At 29.4% G+C, this 18,154-nt stretch carries 17 protein-coding genes; 1 reads left to right on the top strand and 16 read right to left on the bottom strand.

What is annotated here, in order from left to right; genetic code table 11:
• Nucleotides 1-49: 49 nt before the first annotated feature.
• A complete protein-coding gene (locus tag DIC82_00510) occupies nt 50-556 on the top strand; it encodes a hypothetical protein (GenBank protein ID AWK49662.1) in 507 nt (168 codons plus the stop codon).
• Between the two features lie 66 nt (nt 557-622).
• Here DIC82_00510 and DIC82_00515 read toward each other — a convergent pair whose 3' ends face one another.
• From DIC82_00515 to DIC82_00590, 16 genes are all read right to left on the bottom strand, one after another.
• Entirely contained in the window at nt 623-1,654 is a 1,032-nt protein-coding gene (locus tag DIC82_00515) for a lysophospholipase (GenBank protein AWK49663.1), read from the bottom strand.
• Nucleotides 1,655-2,081: 427 nt separating this feature from the next.
• Nucleotides 2,082-3,152, bottom strand: a complete 1,071-nt coding sequence (locus DIC82_00520; GenBank protein ID AWK49664.1) for an HD family phosphohydrolase — start codon at nt 3,150-3,152, stop codon at nt 2,082-2,084.
• Nucleotides 3,153-3,941: 789 nt separating this feature from the next.
• On the bottom strand, nt 3,942-4,289 hold the full coding sequence (locus DIC82_00525) for an ArsC family transcriptional regulator (GenBank protein ID AWK49665.1): 348 nt from the start codon (nt 4,287-4,289) through the stop codon (nt 3,942-3,944).
• 94 nt (nt 4,290-4,383) lie between these two features.
• The gene (deoD, locus tag DIC82_00530) at nt 4,384-5,091 is read right to left on the bottom strand and encodes a purine-nucleoside phosphorylase (GenBank protein AWK49666.1); all 708 of its coding nucleotides are present in this window, start codon (nt 5,089-5,091) and stop codon (nt 4,384-4,386) included.
• 33 nt (nt 5,092-5,124) lie between these two features.
• On the bottom strand, nt 5,125-5,523 hold the full coding sequence (locus DIC82_00535) for a cytidine deaminase (GenBank protein ID AWK53002.1): 399 nt from the start codon (nt 5,521-5,523) through the stop codon (nt 5,125-5,127).
• 103 nt (nt 5,524-5,626) lie between these two features.
• A complete protein-coding gene (locus DIC82_00540; GenBank protein AWK49667.1) occupies nt 5,627-6,796 on the bottom strand; it encodes a phosphopentomutase in 1,170 nt (389 codons plus the stop codon).
• A gap of 146 nt (nt 6,797-6,942) precedes the next feature.
• Complete coding sequence (gene deoA / locus DIC82_00545; GenBank protein AWK49668.1) at nt 6,943-8,247, bottom strand: pyrimidine-nucleoside phosphorylase; 1,305 nt, start codon at nt 8,245-8,247, stop codon at nt 6,943-6,945.
• A 141-nt stretch (nt 8,248-8,388) separates the two neighbouring features.
• Nucleotides 8,389-9,039, bottom strand: coding sequence for a deoxyribose-phosphate aldolase (deoC, locus tag DIC82_00550; GenBank protein ID AWK49669.1), 651 nt, complete (start codon nt 9,037-9,039; stop codon nt 8,389-8,391).
• 87 nt (nt 9,040-9,126) lie between these two features.
• Entirely contained in the window at nt 9,127-10,083 is a 957-nt protein-coding gene (locus DIC82_00555; protein AWK49670.1) for a sugar ABC transporter permease, read from the bottom strand.
• A gap of 1 nt (nt 10,084) precedes the next feature.
• Complete coding sequence (locus DIC82_00560; GenBank protein ID AWK49671.1) at nt 10,085-11,242, bottom strand: ABC transporter permease; 1,158 nt, start codon at nt 11,240-11,242, stop codon at nt 10,085-10,087.
• A complete protein-coding gene (locus DIC82_00565) occupies nt 11,235-12,764 on the bottom strand; it encodes a heme ABC transporter ATP-binding protein (GenBank protein ID AWK49672.1) in 1,530 nt (509 codons plus the stop codon). Before DIC82_00565 ends, DIC82_00560 begins: the two co-directional genes overlap by 8 nt.
• 263 nt (nt 12,765-13,027) lie before the next feature.
• Nucleotides 13,028-14,134, bottom strand: coding sequence for a BMP family ABC transporter substrate-binding protein (locus tag DIC82_00570; GenBank protein AWK49673.1), 1,107 nt, complete (start codon nt 14,132-14,134; stop codon nt 13,028-13,030).
• A 178-nt stretch (nt 14,135-14,312) separates the two neighbouring features.
• Nucleotides 14,313-15,329: a LacI family transcriptional regulator gene (locus tag DIC82_00575; protein ID AWK49674.1), complete on the bottom strand. Its 1,017-nt coding sequence runs from the start codon at nt 15,327-15,329 to the stop codon at nt 14,313-14,315.
• Between the two features lie 383 nt (nt 15,330-15,712).
• Nucleotides 15,713-16,879 (bottom strand): pyridoxal phosphate-dependent aminotransferase, encoded by a 1,167-nt coding sequence (locus tag DIC82_00580; protein AWK49675.1) that lies wholly within the window; start codon nt 16,877-16,879, stop codon nt 15,713-15,715.
• Nucleotides 16,876-17,355, bottom strand: coding sequence for an AsnC family transcriptional regulator (locus tag DIC82_00585; GenBank protein ID AWK49676.1), 480 nt, complete (start codon nt 17,353-17,355; stop codon nt 16,876-16,878). The genes DIC82_00580 and DIC82_00585 overlap by 4 nt, the downstream gene beginning before the upstream one ends.
• Before the next feature lie 566 nt (nt 17,356-17,921).
• Nucleotides 17,922-18,077 (bottom strand): cytochrome C551, encoded by a 156-nt coding sequence (locus tag DIC82_00590; protein ID AWK49677.1) that lies wholly within the window; start codon nt 18,075-18,077, stop codon nt 17,922-17,924.
• Nucleotides 18,078-18,154 lie beyond the last annotated feature (77 nt).

Here is an 18,154-nt window from a genome sequence, read left to right on the forward strand (position 1 = left end):
TTTTGTCACATACTAATTATTGAAATTATATATGTACGGAGGTATGAAAATGAATAAAAGAAAAATAAAATATATAATAACTTCTTTAGTTTTTGTTGGTTGCCTTTCAACCATTTCCAAAACAATAATGGCTGATACAAGTTATTATTCTAATAATGACTTAATGGCTTCAACTTTTTATGCTCATAATGATAATATGGAGAAAAGTGAAGATGATAAAAAAGATAAACATAAAGGTTTTAATGTATTTAGTGAAGAGAATATGCAATATCTTTCATCTGATCAAAAAAGAGACTTAGTGGAATTAAGAAAATGTAAAGATAAAAATCAAAAGTTTTCACCGGAACAAGATAAAACTCTACATTCACTCATAGATTGTATTATTAAAGCAAAACTTGGAAATGAAAAATATGAAGATTTCAAGTGTTTAATAGAAAAGAAAAAATCTAATGAAAAACTAACATCAGAGGAGTATAAAAAATTAAAACAATATAAAGGTATTATTGATGCCTCTAAACCATCTACTAAAGACATACTTAATCAATTTCTGAGATAATACATATATTACAATGAAAATACTTGTATTAATGCACAATGTACAATACATTGTGCATTAAAATTATTATTTCAAGTTATTTTCATAAAATAAGATTACCTTATCAAGAAAATCAAATGATATTTCATCCTTTTCAAAGTAAGCTTCATGCTTAGCTCCTTTTACACGAATTACCTTACAATTCTTAGCATATGATGCAAACTTATTCTGTCCTTTTGGAACAACATGAGTATCATATTCGGCTTGAAATAATAATATTGGTATTTTTACTTTTGAAGCATTTTCTTTTTTTACAAGTTTTCTAGTAGCTTTTGAGCTTTCAATATACCATAGAGCAGAGGATCCCCCACTATGATATGCATTATTATTTTTAATCTTCTCGTGCATATATTCGTATTTTTCTTTACAACTAGTAGTTCTGCTAGGGAAAATTTTTTCTCCTGTATATGGTTTTTGTCCTGGAAGATACATTATACCCTTTCCACATAGTTTCATCCCATTAGAAATAATACTTGCTAAAATCTTTGGTGTTTTCCCTGTATTTATTTCATGCATTGGTGAACTTAATACAGCAGCTTTAAAATAATTGGTATATTCCTCTAAAAAAACAGTTCCGATTCCGCCTCCCATAGAATGTGCAAATAATAATAAATTTTTATTATTACTATCAGGAATAACAATTTCATCTATAAATTTCTTAAAATCTTCAATATAATAATTAAATTTTTCAACATTAATTTGAGAATCATCTATTCCAATCCTTTGAGAACGTCCATGACCCCTGTGTTCAATAATAAAAACAGAATATCCTTCTTTCATAAAATAATAAATCAACTCATAATATTTTTCAGTAAATTCTCCCATTCCATGACAAATAACTATATTAGCTTTTGCATTTTTAACAATGAATTTTTCATAATAAAGCTTTAATTTTTTTGCTCCTATTATATAACCATTTTTTCGCTGTTTGTTTAAATAGGGTTCAACCTTATTTAGCATTTCCTTTTTATAATTGTCTTGAGAAATATATTTTTTTATCTCTTGTATATTAGAATTCAGCTCCGAAAATACTTTTGGAACCATACTATCTTTATTCATAAATATCTCCTCTTTCTACTTCAACTATTAATATCCATAATATATTATAGATATTAATTATTTTCTTTAAATTAATTATAATTTTAAATTATATAATTCAAAATAAATTCTCTACTTTTGTAAACAAATATAAAAAATTTATTTATAATAAAACTGTTTAAAAATTAGTTTCTTGAAAATAAAAAAATTATCTTAAAATCTATTAATTCTAAGATAACTCCCCCTATTTTTTTTAATTTAGCATTAATTTTTATATGTATGTATACTTATTTTTTCTTAAATGCATGTTATTACTGTTTTTTTACATTTAAGGTTTCTATTTTCATAATATCTTCGTAATTATCATTCATGTTTTTAATTTTTGGATACTTACAAATCCATTATTCTCATCCGAAATTTTTTGATCCTTTTTTATGATTTATAAACTTTACAATAACATTTCTTTAATATATAAATCTTTTTCTTTTTCCAAATCAATAAATTCTCCATCTTTTAATATTAGTGGTTTTTCCAAATTATTCAAATTCATTTGTATTATCTTACACTTCTCATTTGTATTTAGTAAAACCTCTTCTCCTGTATAATAACTTACTATATGCTCTAAAAATATTTTTACATACTCATAATCTAATTTTCCTAAGCTTTCATTTTTGACTATTTGTAACGCTTCGAACGGTAATTTTTTCCTTCTATATCCTCGTTCTGAATTAATTGCATCAAATACATCTGCTATAGCAATTATTTTAGCAAATGGATGTATTGATTCTCCTTTTAATCCTAATGGGTATCCCGATCCATCTAATCTTTCGTGATGCATTAGTACTCCATAACTAACAGCTTTATCTAAAAATGCAATTTCTTTAACAATTTTATATCCTAATGTAGGGTGTTTTTTTATTAAACTAAATTCATTTTGAGTTAAAAGTGACTTTTTTTCAAGTAATTCGTTATGTTCTATTTTTGTTTTCCCAAAATCATGAAGAATTGCTGAATATACAAGCAAATTCAACTTTGACTTTTCAAGTCCAATCCAACTTCCTAAAAGAGAACTTAATGCTGCAACATTTACTCCATGTCTATATATAACATCTGAACCGCTACCATATAAAACTATATTTTTTATAACTATATTCTTTAGAACAAGTTCATTTTGAATTTTTTGTGCAAACTCTCTAATTTCATTGATAGCTATACCATTTTCATTTACTAGTTGTTTAAAGGTTTTCTCCAAGTTTAATGACAGTTCCTTAAATTCTTCTTCAACTTTATTAAGCTGCTCTTTTTTCTTAAATTCTATACTGACTTGTTTTTCTTCTATGTTTCTATCATATACTTCTATAGTTCCTATAAAAAATAACATTTGCATCTTTTTTATTATTTGCTTACTTATTAAAATATCTTTTTTTAATAGTATTGTACCATTTTGTTCTACGTTATTAGCTACTTTCATGCCCTCTTCTAATTGATTTAAATTTACTACTTTAGTTTTTTCTCCCATAAAATTTTCACCTACCATACCCATAATTTTTATTCTTTTAAAAATATAATAATATTTTCAAACAAATTTTAACTTTCAAAAATATTATCATATAGTAATTAAAATAAATTTATCATTTTGATTTTTAAAATCAGTACTTATATAAAAATATACTTATTATCTACATTATTCTATATTTATTTATTTTTGTCAAAATAAGTTTTTATTCTTTTAATTCTAATACAATAATTCTGTCACTTTTAATGAATATCATTTTTTAATTCTCAAATTCATATGTTTTTCAAAAGCTATTAAAGATATTTTCTATATAAAAATTATATTGTACCCTATATATTTAAATCTTTATTTAAAACTTAATATTTTCAACATTAACATAATCATAATATTAAAATAAGGGATTAAATTTTTTAATCCCTTATTTCTAGCCCTAATAAATAACCCATATTTAATTATATTCTTATTGTATAGATGATGCTTTCGTATTTCCTGCTTTAGCTTTCCCTTGTATCTCTGTTGGAACTTCCTTAAAATCATTTTTTTTATAATTTGTTTTATGATTACTTTCTGTACCATGTGGATCACTTGGATCTGGTCTTCTCATTCCTGCTTTTGCCATAAATACATCATTCCTTTCTAATGTATATTCAGAAAATAATAAGTTAAAATTATAATCTATTTTCTTTCATATACCTAAAATAATCTCAAGCTTAGTATTCTAAAAAAAGTTATGTATTATACATAACTTTTTTTAGAAACTTTTAGCACATTTAACCTGTACATATGCCTATCTTAATTATTTTCTATCCATTTATTCCATACTTCTAATTTATATCCAACTGTTGCTTCCTTTCCATTTCTTACTATGGGAGTATTCATAACCTTTTGATTTTTTAATAATAGTTCAGCTTTTATCTCAGCACTTCTAATGTTATTAAAATTTAATTTTGTGTAATCCTTACATTTATTATTTATTAAATCATTAATACTTACTGAGCGTAGTATACTATTAAGTTCACCTTTACTCATTGGCTTCTCATTTAAATCAATAAACTGAAACTCTACCTTTCTTTCCTTAAAAAAACGTTCTGCCTTTTTAGTATCAAAACATTTTTTGGTTCCAAATATTTGTATATTCATAAATCAATTACTCCTCCTTTTGAATTTCAAAACTTTTTTATCAAAAAAGAGCCAAGGAACTTAGTCCTCAGCTTTTTTTATCAGTTTTTGCCCTTTATAAAGTAACTATTGTATCAAGTGCAACTTCCATCATATTAGTGAATGTTGTTTGTCTTTCTTCTGCACTTGTAACTTCTCCTGTTACAAAGTGATCACTTACTGTAAGTAATGCTAAAGCATTAACTCCAAATTTAGCTGCAATTGTATATAATGCAGCTGCTTCCATTTCTACTCCGAGGCATCCAAATTTAGCCCATTTCTTCCAATCCTCATTATCATCACCGTAAAATACGTCTGAGCTATATATGCTTCCTACTTTTGGATCAAAACCTTTTTGAACTGCTATATCATATGCAGGCTTTAATAATTCAAAACTTGCTGTTGGTGCAAATGTTCTTCCTTGAAATCTTACTAGGTTAAGATTTGAGTCTGTTGAAGCTGACATTGCTATTATAAGATCTCTAACTTTAACTTTTTCGCTATATCCACCACAAGTTCCAACTCTTATAAGATTTTTAACTCCATAGCTTTGAATTAGTTCATTAGTATATATTGATATTGATGGTATTCCCATTCCTGTTCCTTGAACTGAAATTTTCTTACCTTTATATGTTCCTGTAAATCCATACATTCCTCTAACTTCATTGTAGCAAACCGCATCTTCTAAAAAAGTTTCTGCAATGAATTTAGCTCTTAAAGGATCTCCTGGTAATAATACGCTTTCTGCAATAGCACCTTCTGGTGCATTAATATGAATACTCATTTTGTTACCTCCAAATTTAACTCAATTTATATTTTATTTTCCTAAATCTGATTTTGTAAATGCTCCTGGTAGAACATCTTTCATGTCTTTTACTATATAATCATCTTCACTTTTAGCTATTATAACTTTCACATCTTCGTCACCGAATTCTGCAATTACTTGACGACAAATTCCACAAGGAAAGGTATATTCTTCAAGACTTCCAACTACAGCTATAGCTTTTATTTTTGTTTCGCCTTCTGATATTCCTTTAAATATTCCAGTTCTTTCAGCACAATTTGTAGCTCCAAAAGATGCATTTTCTATATTACATCCACCATATATTTTTCCGCTTTCAAAAAGTACTCCTGTACCTACTTTAAAATCAGAATATGGTACATATGCTCTATTTCTATAGTCTAAAGCTACTTTTATAAGTTCTTTATAATCCATAAATTTCTCCTCTCCCATTAAGTTCCTCTATATTCTAATATGGTAATATTCTTCAGAATATATATGGTTATACCAATCATACATCTTTAAATCAATATTATAATTATAATATTGCCTTTAAGAAGCTTTCTCCATTTTGTATCTTCTCTACATCTAATATTTCTGCTATTGTTTGCCCCATATCTGCAAATGAATTTCTAGTTCCTAAATCAACATTTTGCTTTATTTTTTTTCCATATGCTAGAAATGGTACATGTTCTCTACTATGATCTGTTCCAGGCATTGTAGGATCGCAGCCATGATCTGCTGTTATAAATAAAACATCGGTGTCTTTCATTTCATCTATAATTTCTTTAAGTCTTACATCAAATTCTTCCAATCCCTTTGCATAAGCTTTAAAATCATTACGATGTCCCCACTTCATATCAAAGTCAACCAGATTAGTGAATATTAATCCTTTATTGTCTTCTTTCATGTACTCTAAAGTTTTGTTTACTCCATCCATATTATCTTTAGTATGAACTGCTTCTGTAATTCCTTGCCCACAGAAAATATCTTCTATCTTTCCGACTCCAATTACATCTAATCCCTTATTCTTTATTTTATTTAAAACAGTATCATATGGTGGTATTAATGAGAAATCTCTTCTATTTGGTGTTCTAGTGAAATTTCCTGGTTCTCCAACAAAAGGTCTTGCTATTACTCTTGCAACAGCATGTTCTCCATCTAGCATTTCTCTTGCTATTTGGCACATTTTATATAGTTCATCTAAAGGAATTATTTCTTCATGAGCTGCTATTTGAAATACACTATCTGCTGAAGTATAAACAATAACGCTACCATCTTTCATTTGTTCTTCCCCAAGCTCATCTAAAATAGCTGTACCCGAAGCTGGTTTATTACCTATAACTTTTCTCCCAGTTAATTTTTCAAACTCTTCTATAACGCTACTTGGAAATCCATTTGGATAAGTTGGAAATGCTACTTTAGAAACAACTCCACCCATTTCCCAATGACCAGTTGTTGTATCCTTACCATTAGATGCTTCTCTAAATCTAGCATAACATCCAATTGGTGCTTCACATTTATCTACACCTTTTATACTTTCAATATTTCCAAGCCCTAGTTTAACCATGTTAGGCAAATTTAATCCGCCTACTGCCTTAGAAATATTTCCTATTGTATTTGCACCAACATCTCCAAATTTTTCAGCGTCTGGCATTTCACCCATTCCAACACTATCTAAAACTATCCATATAATTCTATCTATCATTTGCAATTCCTCCATTTATTCAGTTAACAATTAGCAATGCACAATTAACAATTTAGGATGAAACGCAAAGCGTTTCTTAAAATGTATTTTTCAAATTCCAGAGGAATTTGTACCTTCATTGTTCACTGTTAACTGTTAATTGTTAATTAGTCAATTATCCCATAAATTAATGGAACCGCTTCCCTATTTTCCCTCGTTATGTGATAACTTTTAATTATATCCTTAGTTGCCTTTTCTATTTTGCCTTCATTATTTGCATGTATATAAGCTAAAGTTTCATCTTTAGATACTTTATCTCCTCTTTTTTTGTTTAAAACTATTCCAACAGCTAAATCTATCTTATCTTCTTTGGTAGCTCTACCTGCTCCAAGTTCCATTGCTATAAGACCTATATGTTGTGAATCTATTTTTGAAACATAACCCTCTACTGCACTTTTAACTTCTACAATATAGTTGGCTTTTGGTAAAAGTTCCGTATTATCAACTTGATTTTGATTTCCACCTTGAGATGAAACGAATTCCTTTAACTTTTTTAATGCTGATTTATCTTCTATAACTTTAAGTAACATTTGTCTAGCTTCTTCAACAGTTTCAGCTTTTTTTGCAAGTACTACCATGTTGCTACCAAGAGTTAAACATAATTCTAATAAATCTTTAGGTCCAACACCATTTAACGTATCAATTGCTTCTTTGACTTCTAATGCATTTCCAACGGCAAATCCTAAAGGTTGATCCATATCAGATATTACAGCAATTGTATTTCTATGAACGTTTCTACCAATACTAACCATAGCTTCTGCAAGTTCTTTTGCATCTTCAAAAGATTTCATAAAAGCGCCATCACCAATTTTTACATCTAATACAATTGCATCTGCTCCTGCTGCAATTTTTTTACTCATTATACTTGATGATATAAGTGATATGTTTTCAACTGTAGCTGTAACATCTCTTAATGCATATAATTTCTTATCTGCTGGTGCTAAATCTGCAGTTTGACCCATTATAGCTATCTTATTATTATTTACGTTATTTATAAATTGGTCTTCACTTATTTCAACTGAAAAACCTTCAAAAGATTCTAGTTTATCTATTGTTCCGCCCGTATGTCCAAGCCCCCTGCCCGACATTTTTGCAACTGGAATTCCAAGTGCTGCAACCATTGGTGTAAGTACAAGAGTTGTTGTATCTCCGACTCCTCCTGTACTATGTTTATCAACTTTTATTCCATCTATATTGGATAAATCGAGAATATCACCTGAATTCACCATTGCCATAGTAAGATCTGACGTTTCTCTCATATTCATTTTTTGAAAACAAATTGCCATGAGTAGTGCCGATACTTGATAATCTGGGATATTACCATTTGTATAACTTTCAATAAAAAAATTTATTTCTTCTGTAGTAAGTTCCATTCCAGCTCTCTTTTTATTTATAATATCAACCATTTTCATAAAATCACCCCTTTAATTCAGTTAACAATTAACAATGACCAATTACTGATGAAATTCCTACGGAATTTCTTAAATATAATTTTCAAAAAAACCTTGGCTTTTCTTCCATAATTTATCATTGATAATTGTGTATTTATAATTTTATTTACTTTCACTAACAATAGCAATACCTGCACTAGCACCTATTCTGCTTGCTCCTGCATTTATCATATCAATAGAAGTCTTATAATCTCTAATTCCGCCTGATGCCTTGACACCTAAACTTTCCCCTACAGTTTTTCTCATAAGTGCAATATCTTCTTTTGTTGCTCCTCCAGTAGAGAATCCTGTTGATGTTTTAACAAAATCAGCCTTAGCTTCTTTAGCTATTTCACATGCTTTAACTTTTTCTTCGTCAGTTAATAAACATGTTTCAATTATTACCTTAACTATTGCTTTTCCTTTAGCGGCATTTACAACGGCTTCTATATCTTCTTTAAAAAGATCATAATTCTTTTCTTTTAAAGCTCCTACATTTATAACCATATCTATTTCATTTGAACCATTTTCAATAGCTTGTGTTGTTTCAAAAGCTTTTGCCTCTTTAGTCATTGCTCCTAGTGGGAATCCAACAACTACACATGTTTTAACTTCACTGCCTTCAAGTTCAGTACTAACTAATTTCGCATGACAGGCATTTACACAAACAGATGCAAAGTTATATTCTTTTGCTTCTCTGCAAAGTTTTTTTACATCTTCTGTTGTTGCCTCTGCTTTTAATATTGTATGATCTATATATCTTGCTATATCCATTTCAAATCTCTCCTTAATTATAATTTTTTCAAACTCTGAAAGAGTTTTGTTCCTAAATTGTTAACTGTTCATTGTTAATTGATCTAACTATCTCTTGCCTGAATCAAAAGGTTCTCCTTCTGCCTTCGGTGCTTGTGATGATTTTGAGAACAAAACAAGTGCCACTAAAGTAACTACATAAGGGAATATTTTCAATATTACAGTTGGAATTGATTGAAGTGCTGGAATAACTTGTGAAACATTTGCAATTGTCGTTGCACATCCGAAAAACAGAGCTGCTGCAAGAATTCCTAGTGGTTTCCATTGTCCGAATATTAATGCTGCTAATGCTAAGAATCCAAGACCTGCAACATTACCATTAAATTCACCTGAATATGTTACAAGCATTATTGCTCCAGCAAATGAAGATAATCCGCCTGATAGTAATACTCCTATATAACGCATACGATAAACATTTATTCCTGCTGCATCAGCTGCTTGAGGATGTTCTCCACAAGCTCTTAATCTTAATCCAAATCTTGTTTTGTATATTAAGAAAATGCTTATTAATAATATTGCTAGCGAAATCCATGTCGTAACATATGTTTTTTTGAAAAGCAAATCTCCTAATATAGGTATCTGAGAAAGTCCAGGAATATCTTTTTGAAAAAATCCTGATTTAATTCTTATACGTCCACTTCCTGTAATAGTTCTTGCTAAAAATATAGTTAAAGCTCCTGCTATCATATTTATAGCTGTACCACTAATTACTTGATTTGCATTTAAATTTATACTTGCAAATGCATGTAAAAGTGAAAATAACATTCCAACTATAACTGCTACAATTAATCCTATCCAAAGAGGAAGATTACTACTTGGGTCAAATACATCTTGTAATTTTACAATTGTCAGCGCTCCAGAAAATGAGCCTATAATCATAAACCCATCAAGTCCAATATTAATTACTCCACTTCTTTCACAGTATAATGCTCCAAGTGCAGTCATAAGTAAAGGAATTGTATATCCAATAGCATATGGAAAAACTTGCTGTATTATTCCCCACATATTACTTCTCCTCCTTATCATTTATTTCTTCTACATTATTTGATTTTATTTCATCATTGGCATTTTCAGATGGCAATATACCTATTCCGCTATCACCAGTTTTTTTTGCATTTGCAATTGCTCTTTTATGCTTAATTTTATTTACTATTATTGGCACCGCTGCACTTATTGCTGCAAAGTATATTATAATTGCAATTATCGTATCTGCTATTTCTGGTGGAATGCTTGTATTAGCATTCATGAATCCTTTTCCAGAATATAACACCCCAAAGAAAATAGCTGATATAAATATACCTATTGGATTATTAGCACCAAGCAGAGATACCGCTATTCCATCAAATCCTTGAGAAGGCATTACACCAATTTGCATATTAGATGCATTTCCTATATATTGAGTTACTCCAGCAAGTCCTGAAAGAGCTCCTGAAATCATCATTGAAACTATTATATTTTTATTTACAAACATACCAGCATATTCTGCGGCATCCCGGTTAAACCCTACTGCCTTCAACTCATAACCTAAAACTGTTTTATTTAATATAAATCCAATAACAATAACAGCTATAATAGCAATAAGTATTCCTAAGTTAATATAAGAACCAGAAAACAAATCTGTAAGCCATGGAGTTTTTAGTGATGCCATATCCGGAATATTCTTTGATTCTGTTTCAGTTGAACCTTTAAAATAAGCTGGTATTGCATAATATACTATCCAATAACAAGTCCAATTCATCATAATCGAGGATACAACTTCATTTACATTAAATTTAGCTTTTAGTACTCCAGGTATAAATGCCCAAATTGCTCCAGCTACTGATCCTACAATTATCATAACTAACAACAATAGTGGTCTTGACATGCTTGCACTATATGTTAACGCCACTGATGTAGCACAAAATCCACCAAAAAGCATTTGTCCTGGTGTTCCTATATTGAAAAGCCCAGTTTTGAATGCAAATCCTACTGAAAGTCCAGTAAGTATTAGAGGTGTTGCTGTTGCCAATGTATCGCCAATTCTAGATACATTCATTAATGCCCCTTTAAATAAATAAACATAACCATCTATTGGATTGTCTCCAATAACAACCATTAGGATCGCTCCTGCAATTAATCCAAGAACAACTGCAAGTATAGAATTTAAAGATTCCTTTTTATTCATGCGACCTTCCTCCTTTTTGAACTCCAGCCATCATTAAGCCGATTTCATTTTCATTAGTTTCTGAAGCATTTACTATTCCTATTAATTCTCCACTATTAACAATTGCAATTCTATCAGATAAATTCATAACTTCACTGAGTTCTAAAGATATAAGAAGAACTGCTTTTCCTGAATCTCTTTGTTCTATAAGTCTCTTATGAATATATTCTATAGATCCTACATCAAGGCCTCTAGTTGGTTGAACTGCAATTAACAATTCAGGATTTAATTCAACTTCACGGCCAATTATAGCCTTTTGTTGATTACCACCTGACATTGTTCTTACTAAAGATGATGACCCTTCACCAGATCTCACATCAAACTCTTCTATTATTTTTTCTGAATAATTGTGTATAGCATCCTTTTTTAATAAGCCATGCTTTGAAAATGGTTCTCTATCATAGATTTCTAATACCATATTATTTTCAATTGTATAGTCTAATACTAATCCTCTTTTTTGACGGTCTTCTGGAATATGTGCAATTCCCTTATCAATACGCTTACGTATTGACATATTAGTTATATCTTCATTTTTATAATAAATTTTTCCTGACTTTGCAATTCTCATACCTGTAATAGCTTCAACTAATTCGGTTTGCCCGTTCCCTTCAACTCCTGCAATTCCAAGAATTTCTCCGGCTTTAACTTCTAAAGAGAAGTTTTTAAGTCCAAGTACTTTCTTATTGTTTATAACAGAAAGGTCTTCTATTCTTAAAACTACATCTCCAGCTTCTCTATCTTTCTTATCAACTTTAAAGCTTACAGGTCTTCCAACCATCATTTCTGCCATTTTTTGTTCTGATGTAGCTTTTACATCTACACTTCCTACATATTTTCCACGTCTTATAACTGTACAAAAATCTGCAACAGCTTTAATTTCCTTTAATTTATGAGTTATTAATATAATTGATTTACCTTCATTGATAAGATTTTTCATAATTTTCATAAGCTCTTCAATTTCTTGTGGTGTAAGCACTGCTGTAGGTTCATCTAAGATTAACACTTCAGCATCTCTGTAAAGCATCTTTATAATTTCTACTCTTTGTTGCATTCCAACTGAAATATCTTCTATTTTTGCGTATGGATCAACCTTTAATTCATATTTATTAGATAATTCTTGTATCCTTTTAGCTGCACTTTTAATATCAACTACTAAGCCCTTTTTGGGTTCACAACCTAAAATTATATTTTCCGTTACAGTAAAATTTTCTACCAATTTAAAGTGTTGATGAACCATACCTATTCCTAAATCATTTGCAACATTGGGATTAGCTATTTTAACTTCTTTCCCTCTTACCTTTATAATTCCCACTTCTGGTTGATACATTCCAAAAAGTACTGACATTAAGGTAGATTTACCTGCTCCATTCTCACCAAGTAGTGCATGAATCTCACCCTTTTTTAATCTAAGAGTAATGTTATCATTAGCAACTATTCCTGGGAACTCTTTACGAATATTTAGCATTTCAACTACATATTCCATAATTAGACTCCTCCTTATTCAAATTACAATTAATTTACATATGTTTTATAATATACAATGAAGGATGACATTCTTAGCAATCCTTAATCTATTAAGAAAACGCGCACAGAATACATCCTTCATTTAATGTTTTAGGGATATGGCTCAGAATCAAGTGAAATTTGATTTTGGTGGGGTTTGATCCCCATCTGAATCTTAGAATAACTGTTATTATTCTGAAAATCCCTTAACTAGATTGTTTTTTTAAACTTAAATTTCAAATATTATTTAATTAATGACTTGTCATCATTATTATCTTTAACTTTTATTGACCCATCTTTAAGTTTTGCATATAAATCAGTAATAGCTTTAGTTGTTCCATCACTTAAATTAGGATTTTTTTCAGGAATACCAACAGCATCCTTTGTAATATCAAATGTTAATGTTTGACCACCTGGGAATGTTCCTTCTTTTAATGCTTTTACCATGTTGTAACTAGCTGATTCTACTTTCTTAATAGCTGAAGTAAGAACTACTGATTTACCATCTGCTCCTACACCATCTTCATATTGATCTCTATCAACACCAATTACCCAAACCTTTTTTCCTGCCGCTGTTCTTGCTTTAGCTTCTGTTATAGCTCCATTACCAACTCCACCAGCTGCACAGAATATAGCTTTAACTCCTCTATCATACATTTGAGCTGCAAGTTGTTGTCCTGCTGCTATATCACTAAATGAACCTGAGTATACTATATTTTCTGTTTTTAATGACATCTTAGTTCCTAATTTTTCATTAGCATAAGCGACTCCTTGTTGGAATCCCCAATTAAATTTTTGAACTGCTGGAATTTCCATACCACCAATATATCCAAGTTCACCGTCTTTAAGTTCTATTGCTGCTGCAACTCCTGCTACAAAACCAGCTTGATGTTCAGCAAATAAGATAGAAACAGCATTGTCTCCAACTTTATAAGTTGCTGGTTGAGCTCCATCATTTGGAGTACCATCAATTAAAACAAAGTGTGCATCTTTATATTTATCTTGCGCTTTAAAAATTGCTGTTTCAAATTTAAATCCTGGAGTAGCTATAAACTTAAATCCAGCATCATAAAGATTTCCAATTTCCTTTAAATACTCTGCTTCTGTTTCTCCATTTGGTTTTAAATATTTAGTTTCTGTACCGATTTCAGTTTCAGTCTTCTTTAATCCTTCCCAAGTACCTTGGTTAAATGACTTGTCGTCTATTGTTCCAGAGTCAGTTACCATACCTACTTTGATTTTTTCTTCTTTACTAGACTTATCCCCAGTACTTGATGAACTTCCACAACCAGCAAATAATGTTACTGTTATTGCTGAAACTGCTAATAATGATAATAATCTCTTTTTCATTATCTTTCCTCCTAAATATAATATTTTTGAATGCACCTAATATTCAAAATCACGAATTATGTTTTCATGATTTAAATTTAGCAAAATAGTTATTGTTTTCATTATTTTTTTATTTATAATATGTTATTTTTATATTATAAACTCTATCTAAATTTAGCATATCCCCTTGTATTCTTACTTATAACTTTTTTTCTGAGCCTTTAATTATTATTTGTGGTGCAACAATTAATCTTCTTACACTAGTATTATCATTATTAGTTATAATATCACAAAGCATATTCATTGAAGTTCTACCTAATTCAATTGGACAGTCCTCCATATATGTAATACTTAGTCCAACCATATCTAGAAAATCAATTTTATCAAAACCTATTATAGCTAAGTCTTTAGGTATATCTTTATTTTTTTCTTTTAATGCTTTTATTACTCCCATAGTCATCATATTGCTACAAATAATTAAAGCTGTCGGAGGATCTTTTTCTTCAAATAAATTTTTAGTTAATTCATATGCTTTCTCTAATTTGAAATCTCCATAATAAATGTATTTATTATTAAAAGGAATATTATTTTTTTCTAATGCTTTTTTATATCCTTCTAATCTATCTGCAATTGGTTCTGAACTTAATAGACCTGCCATAATTCCTATTTTAGTATGGCCTTCTTTAATTAATAAGTTTGTTGCATCAAATCCACCCTTTATATTATCTACAAAAACTCCATTTAATTTGGTAAACTTAACATCTGCTGAAACTAAAATTATTGGGATGTTTATATTATTTATTGTTTTTATATAAGTTTCATTTAGTTTTTCTTCGCCAAAGCCTGGAGTGATTATAATCCCCTTAATTCTTTGTTCCCTTAGTAGATTAAGAGCACGTACTTCTTTATCTAAATAGTTATCTGTATTAAATAAAATTATATTCAAATTATTTTTTTCAGCAATATCACTTATTCCTTTTATAATTTCTCCAAAATAAGCATTAGTTATGTCTGGGACAATAACACCTATTGTATTAGTTTCACTTTTTGATAAACTTCTAGCAATTGCACTAGGAGCATAATTCTTATCTTTTATTACAGCTAATATTCTTTGTTTGGTTTCTTCTTTTACATATCCCGAATTATTAAGAACTCTTGAAACTGTTGCTGATGATACTTTTGCTTCTTTTGCAATATCACTTATAGTCACTGACAAAAAATCACCTCATTGCACTTTTTTTCAGAAAATTAAATCATATTTTTTAATCTTTCAAATAATCTTTGAAATTTGACTTCTTAATTTTCAATTTTAATTATCTTATTAATAAATTCGAACAAACATGGTATCGCTTCCATATTCATAATAATATATTAGTAATATAATGTCAATATTCCTAATATGCTCACTTTTATATTATAATTTCCTATCATATCTGATATAGTCACGTTTTGGGAAATTCTACATAGTCTATAATATTAATATTATCATATATTTTTTATATTTTTATATAAATATATTTTCTTCACCTTAAATTTAAAATAAAAATAGAGCAATTCAAAAGTTCAATTTCACTTTTGATTGCTCTATTTCTTATCATATTATTTTAAAGTATTAATAAATCTCTCTATTCTTTTCAATGATTCAATAATATCATCCATAGAAGAAGCATAACAAACTCTTATAAATCCTTCTCCACAATCACCAAATGCATTACCTGGAATAACTAAAACTTTTTCACTTATAAGTAATTGTTCGCAAAACTCATCCGAAGTTATTCCTGTAGATTTAATGCTTGGGAATATGTAAAATGCTCCAAGTGGTTCGAAACAATCTAATCCCATTTTTCTAAATCCATCTACTAAAACTCTTCTTCTCCTATTATATTCTCTACACATTTCATTTACACTATCGTCTCCCTTTTTCAAGGCTTCAATAGCTGCATATTGAGCAGTTGTTGGTGCACTCATAATTGCATATTGATGGATTTTCTTCATTTGACTTATTAATGTAGAGTGTCCACATAAATATCCAAGTCTCCATCCTGTCATTGCATAAGATTTAGAAAATCCATTTATAACTAAAGTTTTTTCTTTCATTTCTGGGAAAGATGCTATTGAAACATGCTTTTCCCCATAGCAAAGTTCTGAGTATATTTCATCGGAAATTGCAATTATATTTTTATCTTTTAAAACTTCTACTATTCCAGCAAGTTCATCTCTTGTCATTATTGCACCTGTTGGATTATTAGGAAAAGGTATTATAACTACCTTTGTTTTAGAAGTAATAGCTTTTTCTAATACTTCTGGTGTAAGCTTAAATTCATCTTCAGCTTTGAGATCTAACACTTTAGCAGTTGCTCCAGTAAACGCTGTACATCCTTTATAGGCAACAAAACTTGGCTCTGGAACTATAACTTCATCTCCAGGTCCAACTAAAGCTCTAAGTGCTATATCAATTCCTTCACTTCCTCCAACAGTAACTAGTATTTGATCTTCTGGATTATAATTAAGATCAAATCTTCTATGAAGATACTTTGCTATTTCATTACGTAACTCAATCATTCCTGCATTTGAAGAGTAATGTGTATGACCTTGCTCTAAAGAATAAATACCAGCTTCTCTTACATTCCAAGGAGTAACAAAATCCGGCTCTCCAACACCAAGGGAAATTACATCATCCATTTCATTTATAATATCAAAATACTTTCGTATCCCTGATGGAGGCATATCTTTAACATAATCTAAAATCATATTCTCTAGTATCATATAAATATTGCCTCCCTATCTTCTATTTTCTTTTCTTTAAATATAGTTCCATGATCTTTATATTTTTTTAATACAAAATGAGTACCAGTACTTAATACATATTGTTGCACTGCAAGCTTTTCAGATACAAAAAGTGCTACTTCCTTCATAGTCTTTCCTTCAACAATGACTGTTAAATCAAATCCTCCAGACATTAAATAACATGCCTTAACCTGTGAAAATTTATATATTCTTTCCGCAACTTTATCAAAACCTTCTCCTCTTTGAGGTGTTATCTTAACTTCAATTAAAGCCGTAACTGTTTCACTCCCTGTATTTTCCCAATTTATAAGAGTTGTATAACCAGCTATTATGCTTTTTTCTTCATAATCTCTAATTGCCTCTCTAACTTCATCAACAGTCTTACCTACCATAACAGCTATTTGTTCATCAGTATATCTACTATTTTTTTCTAAAACCTCAAGTATTTCCTCCATTGAAAATAACCTCCTTATTTTTAAGTATAAAAAAAGCTCCCATCCCAAACAAGGGACGAAGGAACTACTTCGCGGTACCACCCTAATAAACAATATGAATATTGTTCACTCAGCTAGAGTAAAATATATTACTCCACCCCTATAACATGAGGATCACGTTATAGCCTAATTAAAAATCATCATTAAAACAACTAATCTCTTAGCAATTTATACTTCAAACTTTTATTTTTCAGCTATAAAATTCAAAGGCTGCTTCTATAAAGCTTACTTACTAGATTTCCACCAATCTCTAGCTCTCTAAAAAGTTTACTTAATATACTAATCCTTATCACTATCTCTAAAACATTATTCATATATGTTAATTTGATACTTTTAAATCTTTCTTTATATTATACTCGCAACAGTATAATAATTTCAATACAATTTTCATATTTTTTTGATTGTATATATTGAAATTTACAATTTATACTCAAAAAATTATACTTCTAGGTTATTTGAAATTATATATATATTTAAAAGAGCCATAAGATATCTTCTCATGACTCTTTGATAACGCATATTATTGCTTATCTTCTGTTGTTTTGTTGTTTTCTAGCTCTTCTACAATCAGCACATCTTGTTGGCTCATTTTCAAATCCTTTTTCTTTGTAGAATTCTTGTTCTCCTACAGTAAAAATAAATTCATCGCCACAATCTTTGCATATCATTTTTTTATCTTCCATTACAATGTTCCATTGCCAAAGTTATAAAATAACTTTGCAACAGTTCACCTCCTCTTAATTAGTTTAGATAATTTTTC

The organism is Clostridium beijerinckii (assembly GCA_003129525.1).
Lineage (GTDB): Bacteria > Bacillota > Clostridia > Clostridiales > Clostridiaceae > Clostridium > Clostridium beijerinckii_D.